The sequence below is a fragment of the Spiractinospora alimapuensis genome (assembly GCF_018437505.1).
Lineage (GTDB): Bacteria > Actinomycetota > Actinomycetes > Streptosporangiales > Streptosporangiaceae > Spiractinospora > Spiractinospora alimapuensis.
In genome coordinates, this window is sequence record NZ_CP072467.1 from 4,170,378 (window position 1) to 4,185,862 (window position 15,485).

The 15,485-nt window shown below is 68.8% G+C and carries 15 protein-coding genes and 1 tRNA gene; 4 read left to right on the plus strand and 12 right to left on the minus strand.

The genetic code is table 11. The features are described from left to right. Positions 1-9 precede the first annotated feature (9 nt). Complete coding sequence (gene msrA, locus J4H86_RS19475; RefSeq protein WP_236539312.1) at positions 10-672, plus strand: peptide-methionine (S)-S-oxide reductase MsrA; 663 nt, start codon at positions 10-12, stop codon at positions 670-672. Positions 673-729: 57 nt separating this feature from the next. After that, the gene (locus tag J4H86_RS19480; protein ID WP_236539313.1) at positions 730-1,179 is read left to right on the plus strand and encodes a helix-turn-helix domain-containing protein; all 450 of its coding nucleotides are present in this window, start codon (positions 730-732) and stop codon (positions 1,177-1,179) included. A gap of 18 nt (positions 1,180-1,197) precedes the next feature. Here J4H86_RS19480 and J4H86_RS19485 read toward each other — a convergent pair whose 3' ends face one another. The 6 genes from J4H86_RS19485 to J4H86_RS19510 all read right to left on the minus strand — a co-directional run bounded on the left by J4H86_RS19485 (position 1,198) and on the right by J4H86_RS19510 (position 6,600). After that, on the minus strand, positions 1,198-1,425 hold the full coding sequence (locus J4H86_RS19485) for a hypothetical protein (protein WP_236539315.1): 228 nt from the start codon (positions 1,423-1,425) through the stop codon (positions 1,198-1,200). Between the two features lie 257 nt (positions 1,426-1,682). Then, on the minus strand, positions 1,683-2,204 hold the full coding sequence (locus J4H86_RS19490) for a hypothetical protein (protein WP_236539316.1): 522 nt from the start codon (positions 2,202-2,204) through the stop codon (positions 1,683-1,685). 217 nt (positions 2,205-2,421) lie between these two features. After that, complete coding sequence (locus tag J4H86_RS19495; RefSeq protein WP_236539317.1) at positions 2,422-3,183, minus strand: phosphatase PAP2 family protein; 762 nt, start codon at positions 3,181-3,183, stop codon at positions 2,422-2,424. A 161-nt stretch (positions 3,184-3,344) separates the two neighbouring features. Further along, on the minus strand, positions 3,345-4,430 hold the full coding sequence (locus J4H86_RS19500) for a 2-oxoacid:ferredoxin oxidoreductase subunit beta (RefSeq protein ID WP_236539319.1): 1,086 nt from the start codon (positions 4,428-4,430) through the stop codon (positions 3,345-3,347). Further along, positions 4,420-6,273, minus strand: coding sequence for a 2-oxoacid:acceptor oxidoreductase subunit alpha (locus J4H86_RS19505; protein WP_236539320.1), 1,854 nt, complete (start codon positions 6,271-6,273; stop codon positions 4,420-4,422). Before J4H86_RS19505 ends, J4H86_RS19500 begins: the two co-directional genes overlap by 11 nt. A gap of 183 nt (positions 6,274-6,456) precedes the next feature. Next, a complete protein-coding gene (locus J4H86_RS19510; protein ID WP_236539321.1) occupies positions 6,457-6,600 on the minus strand; it encodes a hypothetical protein in 144 nt (47 codons plus the stop codon). Between the two features lie 320 nt (positions 6,601-6,920). Here J4H86_RS19510 and J4H86_RS19515 point away from each other — a divergent pair, with 320 nt between their 5' ends. Further along, a complete protein-coding gene (locus tag J4H86_RS19515) occupies positions 6,921-7,778 on the plus strand; it encodes a M48 family metalloprotease (protein ID WP_236539322.1) in 858 nt (285 codons plus the stop codon). Between the two features lie 221 nt (positions 7,779-7,999). On the opposite strand, the gene J4H86_RS19520 is transcribed toward J4H86_RS19515, so the two are convergent. From J4H86_RS19520 to J4H86_RS19530, 3 genes are all read right to left on the minus strand, one after another. After that, on the minus strand, positions 8,000-9,976 hold the full coding sequence (locus J4H86_RS19520; protein ID WP_236539323.1) for a TRAP transporter permease: 1,977 nt from the start codon (positions 9,974-9,976) through the stop codon (positions 8,000-8,002). A 62-nt stretch (positions 9,977-10,038) separates the two neighbouring features. Beyond that, complete coding sequence (locus J4H86_RS19525) at positions 10,039-11,052, minus strand: TAXI family TRAP transporter solute-binding subunit (RefSeq protein ID WP_236539324.1); 1,014 nt, start codon at positions 11,050-11,052, stop codon at positions 10,039-10,041. Positions 11,053-11,633: 581 nt separating this feature from the next. Then, positions 11,634-12,128: a YajQ family cyclic di-GMP-binding protein gene (locus tag J4H86_RS19530; RefSeq protein ID WP_236539325.1), complete on the minus strand. Its 495-nt coding sequence runs from the start codon at positions 12,126-12,128 to the stop codon at positions 11,634-11,636. A gap of 193 nt (positions 12,129-12,321) precedes the next feature. Here J4H86_RS19530 and J4H86_RS19535 point away from each other — a divergent pair. Continuing rightward, positions 12,322-12,406, plus strand: a tRNA-Tyr gene (locus tag J4H86_RS19535). Positions 12,407-12,532: 126 nt separating this feature from the next. Here the strand turns inward: J4H86_RS19535 and J4H86_RS19540 are convergent. The 3 genes from J4H86_RS19540 to J4H86_RS19550 all read right to left on the minus strand — a co-directional run bounded on the left by J4H86_RS19540 (position 12,533) and on the right by J4H86_RS19550 (position 15,466). Continuing rightward, positions 12,533-13,102, minus strand: a complete 570-nt coding sequence (locus tag J4H86_RS19540; RefSeq protein ID WP_236539326.1) for a TetR/AcrR family transcriptional regulator — start codon at positions 13,100-13,102, stop codon at positions 12,533-12,535. Then, positions 13,095-13,931 carry an alpha/beta fold hydrolase gene (locus J4H86_RS19545; protein ID WP_236539327.1) on the minus strand — a complete coding sequence of 279 codons (837 nt, stop codon included), beginning with the start codon at positions 13,929-13,931 and terminating at the stop codon, positions 13,095-13,097. The genes J4H86_RS19540 and J4H86_RS19545 overlap by 8 nt, the downstream gene beginning before the upstream one ends. Before the next feature lie 149 nt (positions 13,932-14,080). After that, a complete protein-coding gene (locus tag J4H86_RS19550) occupies positions 14,081-15,466 on the minus strand; it encodes an FAD-binding oxidoreductase (RefSeq protein WP_236539329.1) in 1,386 nt (461 codons plus the stop codon). Between the last annotated feature and the right edge of the window lie 19 nt (positions 15,467-15,485).

Sequence of the window (15,485 nt, forward strand, 5' to 3'; positions counted from 1 at the left end):
CCTGGAACCATGTTCGGAATGGCGAAGACGCGGATGGTCGACCGGGACGACGCCCTGCGGGGCCGGGACACACCGGTTCCCGTCGCTGAGCGCAACATCGTGCTCGGAACCCCGATGACCCCGCCGTACCCGCCGGGGAGCCGGATCCTGGACGTCGGCATGGGCTGCTTCTGGGGAGCCGAACGCGTCTTCTGGCGCCTGGGCGCTGAGCACGGCATCATCACCACGGCGGTCGGGTACGCCGGCGGCTACACCAAGAACCCCACCTACGAGGAAGTGTGCAGCGGCCGCACCGGCCACACCGAGGCGGTCCGGGTGGTGTTCGACCCCCAGAAGACCACTGACGCCGACCTGCTGCGCGTCTTCTGGGAGAACCACGACCCCACCCAGGGCATGCGCCAGGGCAACGACGTGGGCACGCAGTACCGCTCCGCGGTCTACTACCAGGACGAGGAACAGCACGCCGCCGCCACGGCGACACGCGACACCTACCGTGCCCAACTCCACCGTGCGGGCTACGGCGACATCACCACCGAGATCGCCCCCGCCGGCCCGTTCTACTTCGCCGAGGACTACCACCAGCAGTACCTGGAGAAGAACCCCCTCGGCTACTGCGGTATCGGCAGCACCGGCGTCACCTGCCCCGTGGGGCCACTGCCCACCCAGGGGTGACGATTCCGGGCCATCGGACGGTGCTGGCGGTGTTGGGCCGCGACGCGAGGGGGATACATGACCGCTCTCCCGTCTCGGCCTGACGCCGAGGAAGCCCATGCGGCGCGGTTGGCACTGCCGCGTGTCCGCGGGTATCTCGAGGATCACCAGGAACACGTCGCGGAGGTGCCGGTGGTCGTCGAGGGCGGGGGTGAGCCCCTCGTCCTGCCTCGGGCCGCACTGGAACTCCTGACCAGCGCGCTCGCCCACATGGCGGCCGGTCGCGGGGTCACGATCGTGCCGAGGCACACGGAGCTCACGACGCACCAGGCGGCGGGGATCCTCAACGTGTCCCGGCCACACCTCGTTGGCCTGCTGGACGCCGGCGAGATCGAGTTCCGTCTGGTCGGCACCCACCGCCGAGTACGGATGGATTCTCTCCTGGACTACCTTCGACGAGACGACCAGCGGCGCCGAGAGGTCGGGGATGAGCTGTCGGTCCTCGGCCAGGAGCTCGGACTCGACTGACGAGCCGACCGGGGGCCGCTACGCCGCGTGGGTCTCCGAGGGGTGGGCGTGCGCACCGGTGTTCAGGATCCGTTCGGCACCGAGGTGGGGGCGGAGCCGGACCTGGAGCCGTCCACATGGGCAGCGGGCGTAGCGAACGACGCCGGCGGCGACGCGGTGTTGGGAGAGGAGCTCGTGGTCCCCGTCGGAACCGTTGCCGCATCCGGGGCACGTCGAGGGTCGGTTGGCGGTGTCTCCGGTGGTCATGGTCGTGGTCTCCGCTCGGCAACGCGTCGTGGACGTAGGAGTGGCCGGACGGAACGCGGGGGCGTCGGTTCTCCGTGACGATGCTTCTCCGAGACGGCCATAGAGTCGAACGGCCCGCTGTGACCGCCTCATTCCGTGATTCGTGTCATCCCCGTGGGTGGGGCCTGGACACGAGGAACCCCACCGGTCGCGCCACCGCGGAGCGGTGGGGACACGATGGGGTTCTCGACGAGGATCGACTCAGGCGGGACCGGCGGTCACCACTGCTGTTGCCCGTATCCCGGGTACTGCTGCCCGTAGCCGGGGTACTGCTGGCCATAGCCCTGCTGCTGTTGGCCGTAACCGGGATACTGCTGCTGTCCGTAGCCGGGGTACTGCTGGCCGGTCGGGTACTGCTGGTAGCCGCCGTAGGGGTCGGGGGCCTGCTGGCCGCCGGTCTGCGGTTGGGGGGTCTGGGGCGGCGGGGGCTGCGGCTGGGAGGCCTGCTGTGCGCCCGACTCGGGCTCGGCGGGCTTGTCGGTCTTCTCCGACGAGGGGCGGAAGACGAACAACTGCGCGGGCTCGCCGTTGGTTCCCTGGCTGTAGGAGGTCTGGTCCAGCCGCCACCCCGCCTCCTCGATCCCCTCCAGGATGCGGGTCAGGCCCGGACGGACGCTGCTGGAGGCGTCATCGTAGGTGTTGACGCGGAGCTGCACGACGAACATCGACCGGTTCTGTTGTGTCGCGACCTTGGCATGCTCGACGACTGCGCTGTCCCTCACGACCTGTGTGACGCTCATGTGCCAACCGTACCTATCTGCCGTTGCGGCGTTGCCCGGGCGTAACCGCCTCCCCCGTGGGAGGTGAGCCCCCGACTCCGTTGCGTTGGGGCTGCGCCAACCCGAATGTCACCCAGTCTCACCGGTCTGACGCGATCGGTCGAGACCTGGTTCCCTTCAGGGTAGCCACAGCCAGGGTAGGCACACGCGGCGTCGCACACACAACGTGTGCCGAATGTCAGCGATGGTCCGCCGAGGTGACGGCCGCGTACTGGCCGGTCTCCTCGGACGCCGTCCCGTGCCGGGGGACGTACGGACGACGGTCCCAGCGTCGCAGGGAGTCCGATAGGAAGGTCCACAGGGCCAGAGTGAAGCAGACGACGGCCACACCCAGCGCCATCCCCGCCACGACGTCGGTCACCCAGTGCACGCCGAGCATCGGGCGGCTGCCCGCCGTGCTCAGGACGATGAGCACCGCGAGGACCCCGGCGACGTACCGCCAGGCCCCGCGCAGCAGCGGCAGGGTGGCGTAGAGCAGGATCGCGATGCCCACGGCCGACATCAGGGCGTGGCCAGAGGGGAACGAAGGGCCGACGCCCTCGGCGATCGGGTCCACGAAGTCCGGCCGCGGACGGTCGATGCCCAGCTTGCCGACGAGGCCCGCGAGATTGGCGCAGAACACGGTCACCAGCGCCCACGCGGCCGCCGTGAACTGCCGGCGCAGCGCCAGCCAGAGAGCGACCACGACCGAGAGGATGCGCATCGCCCAGGTGCCGAACGCCTCGGTCCACAGGTCGATGCCGTGTGCCAGTCCGGGCCGGGGATACACCACGTCGTACAACAGGCGGGCGACGGCCAGGTCGCCTTGGATCAGGAACTGCCACTGCATCGCCACCAGGACCGCCAGCACGGCGAACACGGTCAGGGAGAGACCGCCGAACGCGAGGAGCGGTCCACGGCGAGCCGGCAGGAAAGGGGATGGGGAGTCGGCGTAAACCACGGGTGCAGAGTATCAACGCGATCGACGCCTGACGTCCACCACATGTTGGGATGTCGTTCACCCGATGGACGCCGAGCCATGATAAAGGGGGCAGGCGCGGCCCGCCGCGGTCCTGCCCCCTTCGTATGACGACGCCTACCGTCGACGCCGACCTCGGTCGGTCAGTCGCCGACGGTCCAGGTGTCCCCACTACCGAGGAGACCGGCGAGGTCCCCCGCACCGCGCTGATCAACGGCGGCGTCCACCTGACGGTTCATCTCCCCGTCGTAGGTGGGGCGCTGGACGTCGCGGAACACCCCGATCGGCACGTGCTGGAACGCCGGGTAGTCCAGGCGGGACAGGGCGAAGGCGTAGTCCGAGGAGTCCCGGTGCGCGTCGTGACGAACGACGCGCTCGGCACCCACCGTGGACAGATCCTCCATGGAGAGTTCGCCGTACTCGCCGAGCACCACGCCACGGTCCTCACCGATGGTGAGGGGCTCGCCGTGCTCCATGCGCAGCAGCCGGACGTCCCGCTCGGCGGAGTCCTTCAGCGGCTGGAACGCGTCGTCGTTGAAGATCGGGCAGTTCTGGTAGATCTCCACGAACGACGCCCCCGGGTGGTCGGCCGCGGCGCGCAGCACGCTCGTGAGGTGCTTGCGGTCGGAGTCGACGGTCCGCGCGACGAAGCTGGCCTCTGCGCCCAGCGCCAGCGACACCGGGTTGAACGGCGTGTCCAGCGACCCCATGGGTGAGGACTTGGTGACCATGCCCGGCTCGGACGTGGGCGAGTACTGGCCCTTCGTCAGCCCGTAGATCCGGTTGTTGAACAACAGGATGTTGACGTTGACGTTGCGGCGCAGCGCGTGGATCAGGTGGTTGCCACCGATGGAGAGTCCGTCGCCGTCACCGGTGATGACCCAGACGGACAGGTCCGGACGGCTCGCGGCGAGGCCGGTCGCGATCGCGGGGGCGCGGCCGTGGATCGAGTGCATGCCGTAGGTGCTCAGGTAGTACGGGAACCGGGAGGAGCACCCGATGCCGGAGACGATGACGATGTTCTCGCGGGGCACCCCCAACTCCGGCAGGAAGCTCTGGAACGCGGCGAGGATCGCGTAGTCACCGCAGCCGGGGCACCAGCGCACCTCCTGGTCGGACTTGAAGTCCTTGGCCTTGAACTGCGTCTCGGTGCTCGGGACCAGGGCCAAACCGCCGAACCTCGGCTGGTCGCCATCGCTTCCCTGGGCGTGCCCGTTCTCACTCGACACGGTCGATAACCTCCTGCACCACGCCCGCGAGCTCCTCGGCCTTGAACGGGAGCCCGTGAACCTTCGTGTAGCTGACGATGTCGACCAGGTACTTGTCGCGCAGCAGCGACGACAGTTGGCCGAGGTTGATCTCTGGGACGATCACGCGGTCATAGCGGGCGAGTACCTCGCCCGTGTTGGCCGGGAAGGGGTTCAGGTGTCGCAGGTGCGCCTGGGCCACCGATCCGCCCGCGCGCCGGACCCGGCGCACGCCCGCGGTGATGGATCCGTACGTCCCGCCCCAGCCGAGGACGAGAACCCGGGCGTCACCGGAGGGGTCGTCGACCTCCAACGGGTCGACGTCGCCGGCGATCCGGTCGATCTTGGCCTGACGCGTACGTACCATCAGGTCGTGGTTCGTGGGGCTGTAGGAGATGTTCCCCGACCCGTCGCTCTTCTCGATCCCACCGAGTCGGTGCTCCAGTCCGGGGGTCCCGGGAACCGCCCACGGCCGCGCGAGCGTCTCGGGGTCACGCGAGTAGGGCAGGAACTCCCCGTCGCCCTCCTGGGGAGCTTCCGCGATGTTCGGGTGGATCACCGGCAGCCCGGCGACGTCGGGGATCTGCCAGGGCTCCGAGCCGTTGGCGAGGTAACCGTCGGAGAGGATCACGACCGGCGTCCGGTAGACGGTGGCGAGGCGCGCCGCCTCGATGGCGGCGTCGAAGCAGTCGGCGGGCGACCGCGGCGCGACCACCGGCAGCGGCGACTCACCGTTGCGGCCGTGGATCGCCATCAGCAGGTCGGCCTGTTCCGTCTTCGTCGGCATCCCGGTGCTCGGGCCCGCGCGCTGGACGTCCACGACGAGCAGCGGGAGCTCCATCATCACCGCGAGACCCATGGTCTCCGCCTTGAGCACCATCCCCGGGCCCGAGGTGGTCGTCACCCCCAGCGACCCACCGAAGGAGGCGCCGAGCGCGGCGCCCACCCCGGCGATCTCGTCCTCCGCCTGGAACGTCCGCACCCCGAAGCGCTTGTGCTTGGAGAGCTCGTGCAGGATGTCCGACGCCGGGGTGATCGGGTAGGAGCCGAGGAACAGCGACAGCCCCGACAGCCGCGAGGCGGCGATCAGTCCGTATGACAGCGCGAGGTTCCCGGTGATGTTGCGGTACAGGCCGGGGGGCAGGGTGGCCGGCTGGACCTCGTAGGAGACCACGAAGTCCTCGGTGGTCTCCCCGAAGTTCCATCCGGCGTGGAACGCGGCGAGGTTCGCCGCCAGGATGTCCGGCTTCGAGGCGAACTTGGCCTTCAGGAACCCCTCGGTGCCCTCGGTCGGACGGTTGTACATCCACGACAGGAGCCCCAGCGCGAACATGTTCTTCGACCGTTCGGCGTCCTTCTTGGACAGTGTGTGGTCCTCGAGCGCCTTGACCGTCATCGACGTCATCGGCACCGCGTTCACCTTGTAGCCGCCGAGGCTGCCGTCGTCCACGGGGCTCGCCTGGTAGCCGACCTTCTGCAGGTTCCGGCGGGTGAACTCGTCAGTGTTGATGATGATGTGCGCGCCGCGCGGCAGGTCCTCGAGGTTGGCCTTCAGCGCCGCGGGGTTCATGGCGACCAGGACGTTGGGGGCGTCGCCCGGCGTCACGATGTCGTGGTCGGCGAAGTGGAGCTGGAAGCTGGACACCCCGGGCAGGGTGCCCGCGGGGGCGCGGATCTCCGCGGGGAAGTTGGGCAGGGTCGACAGGTCGTTACCGAACGACGCCGTTTCCTGGGTGAATCGGTCGCCGGTCAACTGCATCCCGTCGCCGGAGTCCCCGGCGAATCGAATGATGACGCGATCGAGTTGCTGGACCTCTTTGGCCACTGAGATCGTCGACCTCCTGAAGTTGCCGGTGCGACTGTGGCGCCGGTCTGCGCCCATCACCTCGGCTTCGTGGCGGCGGGTGGTGGGGGCGCTGATGCTCGTTCTGGCGGGACGGGACTGTCGTAGCGGGACCAACGTCCGGCGAGGGACGCCGTGATCATCAGCCTCGCGATCGGTTTCAGCCTAGGCCGTGGGCGCGGCGGCTCGGCCGCGGATACCGCACCGACACAGCGCGCTCCGGGTGCGCATGAGGTCGACGTAGGGCCGACCCACCAGCGTTGCCGCGCGAGCGCCCCGCAACGCCGTCCACATCAGAGCCACAGCCATAGTTGCACTATAGGTGATGGATGCATCGTCGGCGGGGCCCGGGGATCGGCCACCACCCGTGGGCGCCTTCACCGTGGAGACGCCCACGCTGGCCCCACGGTGACCAGGAGCCGGGGTCCGGCTCGTCCGCCACTGTGCCAGAGATCACGGTTGGTTCCGGCGTCGCCCCGTAGGCCCGGGAACCTGGTGCGTCGCACAGGAGTCGAACCTGCCACATGTCGCCACGGGGAACACTGGTGACGGGTTCGGACGTTTGTCTTCCGAGGCGTCTGGGAGGCGGACCCGGAACCACGTGCGAGGAGAGGGGGCAGTGACGCGACGTGTGCGGTAACGCGATCCGTTCGATCGGACTTCTCGTCGGCATCGCCGCCCTGATCCTGCTGGTCGGAACGACCGTGGGGGGACTGATCGGCCTCGCGGTCGGCTCCCTGGTGCTGGTCGCGGTCGTGGCGTTGGGGTTCACCATGAGCGAGCGCCTGGCGATCCGCGCCGTGGGGGCCCGCCCCGTGAGCGAGATCCAGTACCCGAGGCTCTACCACGTGGTGCGCGAACTGGCCACGGACGCCCGCCAGCCGGTCCCTCGGATCTTCCTCGCCCCACTGTCGACACCCTCGGCGTTCGCGGTGGGCCGCAGCCCCCGCCGGGCGGGGGTCTGTGTGACGGCGGGGCTGCTTCGGCGGCTCAACGAGCGCGAGCTGCGTGGGGTGCTCGCGCACGAACTCTCCCACGTGTACCACCGGGACGCCCTGATCTCCTCGATCACGATCACCGTGGCCACTCTCATCACCTGGGTCGCCAACCTGGCGTGGCTGCTCCCGCTGGGGGAGACCGAGGACGACGAGGGCCTGCAGGTCCTCGACGCACTCATCTTCCTGCTGGTGGGCCCGTTCGCGGCGCTCGCCGTGCGCGCCGGGGTGAGCCGGCGGCGGGAGTACCGAGCCGACGAGACCGCCGCGCACCTGACCGGGGACCCCGAGGGGCTCGCCGAGGCACTCCGCAAGATCGACGCCGGGATCAAGGAACACCCCGCCCCACCCCAGCGTGCCCTCCTGGCCACCAGCCACGTGATGATCGCGCACCCCTGCGCCCAGCGGGGGATGGGGCGTCTCTTCTCCGCGCACCCGCCGATCGAGGAGCGCATCCGGCGGCTCCGCGCGATGGACGATTTCCGACTCTGACCCGGACACTCGCCACCGGGGCACGGACATGGGCCCGAACCAGCCACCCCACGACCGGCCAACCGTGTGGCCTCCCAGCGCGGCCCCTCTCGCCGGTGCCGCCGCGACGCGGGTGGCCGCCGGTGGCCACGGCCCGCCGGAGACGGGGTACACAGACGGGGGCCGGACGCCAGTCTGAGCTGGTGTCCGGCCCCCGTCGTCTCTCCGTCCGCGGGGGGCGACTACACGTCGGTCGTCACCTTGGTGTCGCGCATCCTCGCCTGCACTTGGCCGAAGATGATGGCCGCGACGACGATCGCCACTCCGATCAACGAGACCCAGCTCGGGTAGACGAGCAACAAACCACCGCCGACCAACAACAACCGCTGCAACAGGGAGTCCCCGTCCTTGCGGAAGCCGATCAGGCCGGCGGCTATCGCGCCGATCCCGATCACCGCCGTCGCGAGCGCCGGTACGAAGCCCGCCAAAGTGACGTCGATCAGGAGCAGCTCCGGTTCGATCACGAACATGAACGGGACGATGAACGCCGCGATCGCGAGCTTGAACGCCGTCACTCCGGTCTTCATCGGATTGGATCGGGCCAGGCCCGACGCGGCGTACGCCGCCAGACACACGGGCGGAGTGATGTCGGCGACGATGCCGAAGTAGAAGACGAACATGTGGGCGGCGATCAGCGGGACGCCGAACTCCACCAGGATCGGTGCGGCCACGGTCGCGGTGACCACGTAGTTCGCCGTGGTCGGCAGGCCCATGCCGAGGACGAGGCACGCGAGTGCCGTGAGCAGCAGGATCAGGAAGAACTGGCCCTGCGCGAGGTCCAGGATGCCTCCGGCAAGCTTCCCGCCGAGCCCAGTGGTGGTGACCGTGCCGGCGATGATGCCCGCGGTGGCGCAGGCGGAGATGACCGGCAGGGCGGCCCGGGCGCCGTTCTCCATGAGACGGCCGAGCTCGGGCAGCGACATCCGGGTGTCCCGGCGGAAGAGGCTGACGACCAGTGCCGTCAGGATGCCGAACAGCGCGGCGTTGGCCGGGGAGCGGCCGGCGAGCAGCAGGCCGAGGATCACGACGAGCGGTGCGACCAGGTAGAACCGCGGCAGGAGCGCCGCGAAACGCGGCAGCATGTCCTTGGGTGAGCCGTGGACGCCGGTGCGCCGCGCCTCGAAGTGAACACTGAAGAAGAGACCGAGATAGTAGAGGGCGACGGGGATGACGGCGATCAGGATGATGTCGCTGTAGGGGACGCTCGTGTACTCCGCCATGATGAACGCCGCCGCGCCCATGACCGGCGGAACGAGCTGGCCCCCCGTGGAGGCCGTGGCCTCGACGGCACCGGCGAACTGGGGCCGGAAGCCGGCGCGTTTCATCATCGGGATGGTGAACGAACCCGAGGCGACGGTGTTGGCCACCGAGCTTCCGGACACCATGCCCTGGAGCCCGCTGGCGACGACGGCGGCCTTCGCCGTTCCCCCGGTGAATCGCCCGGTCGCGGCGAACGCGAGGTCGTTGAAGAACTGACCGATGTTCGTCTTGACGAGGATGACGCCGAAGAACAGGAAGAGGAAGATGAACGTCGACGAGACCTGGATCGGGGTGCCGAAGATCGAGCGCGAGGTGTAGTAGGACTCCGTGGCCAGTTGACGGAGGTCCAGCCCCGCGTGTCCGAAGACGGGGATGTAGGAGCCGAAGTAGCCGTAGGCCAGTGCCGCGCCCGCGATGACCACGATGGGCACGCCCACGCAGCGGCGGGTGGCCTCGAGGATGAGCAGGATGCCGGCCACGGCGATGCCGAAGTCGTAGTCGGTGAACCCGAAGATCACCGTCTCGGTGGTGAGACGTTCGTAGTTACTGACGATGTGGAAGTTGGTCCACAGCGCCAGGCCACACAGGACCACGTCGTACCACGGCACACCCGGACGGGTCGCCCACGCCTTCTTGGCGGGGTAGAGGAGGTAGACCAGGCTCATCGCCCCGGCGACGTGAATCGCGCCCTGGATCAGGGATACGTAGTTGCCGAACAGCGCGGTGTACAACTGGAACGCGGTCAGCGCGGTACCGATCGCGAGGACGACCCATTTCCACATCCCGAGCTGGGTGCGGAAGGTGCTCTCCTGATCGTATTTGCGCAGCGTCTCCTCGAGGGTCTTGTCGTCGACCGCCTGGGCCTCACCGGAGGCAGGCTTCGCAACGTCCTCGGCCATTCAGCGGCTCCTTGGCGAGAGTGTGCGGGCCGGCTGGTCCCTGCCGGCCCGCGACGGGTTGATTAGTCCAGCAGGCCTTGCTCTTCGAAGTACCGCTCCGAACCCGGGTGGAAGGGAACATCGCCCTGTCCGAGCAGGGCGTCCTCGATGTCGATCAGTTCGCCCTGGGCCATGGTGATCGCGTCGGCGTTCTCGTAGAGGCTCTTGGTGATCTCGTAGCCGAGGTCCTCGCTGATCTGGTTCGTGGAGCCGTACACGGCCGCGAACACCGAGATCGTGCTCACCGGCTCGTCGAGGAAGTCGTAGATCTCCGGAGTGATCTCGTACTCCTCGAAGTTCGTCTCCTCGACGATGCTCTGGAGCTCGTCGCCCTCGATCGGAACGAGCTTGACGTCGCCGGCGGTGCTCTGGAGCTCCTGGAGGCTGGCCGCGGGGGCGCCGAGGATCTCGATGGAGGCGTCGGCGTTGCCGTCCTGCAGCTTGCTCCGCGCGTCGTCGAACCCTTCCTCGAGCGGGGTGTAGTCACCCTCCTCGATCCCGTGCGCCGACAGGATGGCCTCCGCCGCCTGGCGCGTTCCGCCCCCGGGGGGTCCCACGGCGACGGTCTTGCCCTCGAGGTCGGCCACGGAGTCGATGCCGTTGGACTCCAGGGTGATGACCTGGGCCGCCTCGGGGTAGAGCTGGCCCATGAATCCGGCGTTCTCCACCTGGGCGCCGTCGAAGTCACCCTCTCCGTTCGCGGCCTCGATCGCGGTGTTGGTCTGCGCGATGCCCAGTTGCAGCTCGTCCCGCGCGATCATCGCGAGGTTCTCCACCGAAGCGCCGGTCTCGACCGCGCTGACCTGGAGTCCGTCCTCGTCGATGTTGTCCTCGAAGATGTTGGCGTACTCCTGCCCGAGCGGGTAGTAGACACCGCCTACACTTCCCGTGCCGAGTTGCAGGCTCGAGGTGAAGTTCTCCTCCGGCTCCGCCGAACCACCGTCGTCGCCGCAGGCGACCAGCGTCGCGGGCAGGACGGCAGCGGCCACGAGCGCGCCTACGCTCCGGTGCTTCCGGTTGGTCCATGCCTTGCGCATGATGTGCCCCTTTCGTCCTTGTTTGGGGTCTCGTCAACGTGGGACGTGCAGCCGCCACATGGAGGAGGCCAGCCATCGATGGCCTTCTGTGCAGGTGCTGCGATTGTGGTCGGGTGACCACCACTGGGGCAACTTGCCCCAGAAAGGATGATTAGTCCAGTCGCGTGTCCGCCCGATGCGACGCGGCGGACCAGCGAGGCACGGCCCCGCGGTCTCGCGGAGGCGTTCCAGGGACGCTGGCGCCGCGGCGGGTCCGTCGTGACCGGATCTCCGCGGGTCCCTGTTCCAAACGACCAGCGCCACAGGGGATGAGGACACTGCTCGGGTCGTCGATGAGCAATCTCTCTCCCCATCGGTCCAATGTGGGCTGATGAGGGACTTTAAGCCGCGAGACGAGGGTACTGGATCATCCTTCAAGGATGATCTCCAAGTTGTGATGGAACACAAATGGAACACAATGCGTCGGCCGGGGCGGGGTGCGTTCACCCGCCCCGGCCGAGAGGGGTCGCATCACCGCGCGTGCGGGCACGGTCCGCGTTCGCGCGGCGCGCCGATGGGCGCGGGCGCCCTATGGTTCGCCGCTACCGGTAGTTGACGAACTGCAGCGCGACGTCGAGGTCCTTCTCCTTCAGGATGGTCATGACCTCCTGCAGGTCATCCTTCTTCTTCGAGGTGACCCGCAGTTCGTCACCCTGGATCTGGGGCTTCACACCCTTGGGGCCCTCGTCGCGGATGATCTTCGAGACCTTCTTCGCGTCCTCGGTCGAGATCCCCTCCTTCAGGGAGATCATCACGCGGTACTCCTTACCGGAGGCGCGTGGCTCCCCGACCTCGGTCGCCTTGAGCGAGACACCGCGCTTGACCAGCTTGGTCTCGAAGACGTCCACCACCGCCTTGGCGCGCTGTTCGGCGTTGGCCCGAATCTCCACCGCCTGGTCCCCCGACCAGGTGATGGAGGCGCCCGTACCGCGGAAGTCGAACCGCTGCGCGATCTCCTTGGCCGTCTGCTGCAGCGCGTTGTCGACCTCCTGCCGGTCGAGCTTGGACACGATGTCGAAGCTGGATTCCGCAGCCACGAACGAACTCACCTCCGGGACGATGGGATATGGCCCCAAAGCTTAGCCCCCACCACTTCGGACGCCCAGTCAACCGGCCACGCGCCCCACCAGACCGCCGCGCCCGCCGACGACCGTCGCCCACGAATCGATTTCACCCTCGGCCGCCATTTCAGCTATCCTCGTACCGCAGCGGCGCCAAGGCGCCGCTCACGGCAGGTTGCCCGAGTGGCCAAAGGGAACGGTCTGTAAAACCGTCGGCTCAGCCTACGTTGGTTCGAACCCAACACCTGCCACCACATCGAACACCCCGTGACCAGTGGTATTGGGTCACGGGGTGTTTTCGTCGCGTCCGGGAGTGTCCGGCGGGGGCCGGGAACATACGGCGGTTCGCGGCGAATACGCGGCGAAACTCGGCGCCTCACTCACCCGCAGTGGGCGCGCAGGCCCCGGTCGGCGAAGTCGACGAGCCACTCGAAGCTGTCGTCGATGTCGGTGCTCCACTGGAAGCCGTTGGTCGCCTCCAGGGTGGCGAAGCCGTGGAAGAGGCTGCGGAGCGTGCGGAGGGCGTGATCGACGTCCGGTTCGTCGATCTCGTAGCCACGGAGAACCGCCATGAACGCGCTGAGCAGGCGTTGGCTCGCCGTGGCGAGGGGATCGTCCGGGCCGGACGGCTCCATGCCGATCGTCGCGGTGTAGCGGCCGGGGTGTTGCACGACGAAGGCGCGGAAGGCGCGGGCGGCGGCGGCCAGGGCGTCTCGGCCCGCGTACCCCTGGACCGCGCCGCCGACCGCGTCGGCGGCCTGGACCAGGGCGAGGGCGGCGATGCGCCGGTTGAGATCCTCCTGGCCACCCACGTGCTTGTACAGGGAGGGTGCCCGCACACCGACCCGTTCGGCCAGCAGTCCCATGGTGACGTTCGCGAAACCCACCTCGTCGGCGAGAGTCGCGCCGGCGGCGACCACCGCCGTCGGGTCCAGACCGGCCCTAGCCATGGTGGGTGTCCGATCGAAGGAAGGCGAGCACGAGAGACACCACGTCCTCTGGGAACTGGTCGTGTGGGTAGTGGCCGGCACCGTCGATCATCTCAAGGCGACCGAGGCCGGTCGGCAGGGCGTCGACGACCGCGGCTCCTTCCGCGTGGGGGTCGGTCCAGTCGGGATCGAGAGTGCCCATGACGACCAGGGTCGGGCTCTGGACGTTCCCGAGCTGTGCGCCCGCGTCGGTGGGCGCGCTGCGGCCCATGTTCCGAAGGGCGTTCATCCGGCCCGGCTCCCGGAGCATGGAGTCGATACGGTCGAGCCGTTCGTCCCAGTGGGCCGGACGGTCGCCCGGATAGGCGACGTGGAGGTAGGAGCGCCAGAGGGCCACGCTGCCGAGGAGACTCGTGCCGAGCAGCCGGAGCAGGGCCCGCCTGAAGGGGCGCACTCGCAGGTCTCCGAGGTAGAGCGACTGCGCACGAGTGAACGGTGCCAGTTCGACGACCGCGGTGACCTGCGCGGGTTCCTTCGCGGCGGCGATGGTGGCGGCGCCTCCGGATATCGAGTGGCCGACCAGCACGGCCGGACCTCCGAGGTGGTGGATCACGGCGAGAAGGTCGCCGGCGATGGCGGTACGGCTCCACTCGGGCCAGTCGACGCTGGATTCACCGAATCCACGGAGGTCAACGGCCGCGACCCGGTATCCGGCGGCCACCAGTGGCGGGATCATCGCGTGGTACGCGGCACGGCTGTCACCCATGCCGTGGGCGAGGAGGACCAGTGGGCCGTCCCCCGCCACCTCGTACGCGATCGTGCCGCCCGCGACGTTGAGGTACTCGGTCATGAATCCTCCTCTAGCTAATGTTCATAGCTACAAGCTAATCTCATTAGCTTTAGGTGTCAAATGCCCTCTGAGCAGGGGCAATCGACATGTTCAGACCGAGTGGGTCCGACCGTTCGACGGTGCGGGAACGGGAGGACGGGGGCGCGGTCCTATCCGGCCGCCGGGATCGGGTGGTTGGCGCGGAGCCGTTCGTGGGGGTCGGTTCGGGCCTTCACGTGGGTGAGACGCTGGTAGTCGTCGGCCGAGTAGCCCTCCCGGACCTGGTCCGGGGTCAGGAACCCGTAGCTGAAGTTCAGGCCGCGGCCCAGGTGGTGACGCCGAAACGGCTCGGTGAGTTCGGTGCGTAGGGTGTGGGTCGCCTCTTCCACACTCGGGTCGACCAGGTTCAGGACGGTCAGTGAGTGGGTGGCCGCGCGGTGGCCCACCGCGTTGGGGACCTCCGGAGTTCGGGCGAGGCCGCCGCCGAGGTGCCGCAGCGAAATGACCGTCAGCGCCGGTGCGGAGGTGCCGGAACGCCCCGGCAGTGCGTCCAGGGCGTCGGTGTCCAACTCCGAGACCAGCAGGTTCTCCGACGCGTAGGCGTGAGGCTCGGTCGGCTCGTCGAACACCGATCCGGACGCGGAGAAGGGCAGCTCCCGGAGTGTGTCTATGACGACGGGGCCGAGGCCACGAAGCGGCCGAACGAGATCCTCCCCGTCCTGCGGTGAGCCGAGCCACACCGCCTGCACCTGCGCGACGTGGCGCCCACGCAACACCTCGGGGAGAGCGGGGAGGTCAGGCATCGGCATCATCGTGACCCCCGAGGTCATCCCGTCGGGCAGCGTGGCGGTCCACTCCCGCCACCCGGCCAGCACGTGGGGGACCTGGGCGACGTCGAAGTAGAGCGAACCCCCGTAGATACGGCTGATCGGGAAGAGGTCGATCTCCATCTCGGTGACGATCCCGAAGTTCCCCCCGCCGCCGCGCACCGCCCAGAAGAGGTCGGACTCGTGGTCGGGGGACACGTGCACCGATCGGCCGTCGGGGGTCACGAGGTCGAGCCCGCGGACGTGGTCCGCGGCGTAGCCGTACTGTCGTGCGGCGAGGCTGAGACCACCACCGAGGGTGTAGGACACCGCTCCCACCGACGGCAGACTGCCCGACAGCGGCGCCAGGCCGTGAGGAGCCGCCGCGTCGATCACGTCCTGCCACGTCGCGCCGGCCTGGAGCGTCGCGGTGCGGGTGTCCGGGCGCACCCGTACCCCGTTCAGCCTCCCCGTCGTGACCAGGACACCTCCGGTGAGCGGCGTGCCGAGACCGTGTCCGGTGGCTTGGACCGCGATGGTGGAGTCGAAGGTGGACGCCAACTCCACGCCAGCACGGACGTCCGGCTCTCCGGCCGCGACGATCACCACGTCGGGCCGGTGCGTCGCGCGCCGCTGGAACCCCGAGCGGGCGTCGTCGAAGGCGGAGGTCTCGGGCGTGTGGACGCCGCCCAGGACGCGGGGTCGGAGGGAGTTGGCTGCGGCGATGAGATTCACGTGAGGTGCGGTCATGACCGTCACCGTAGGACGT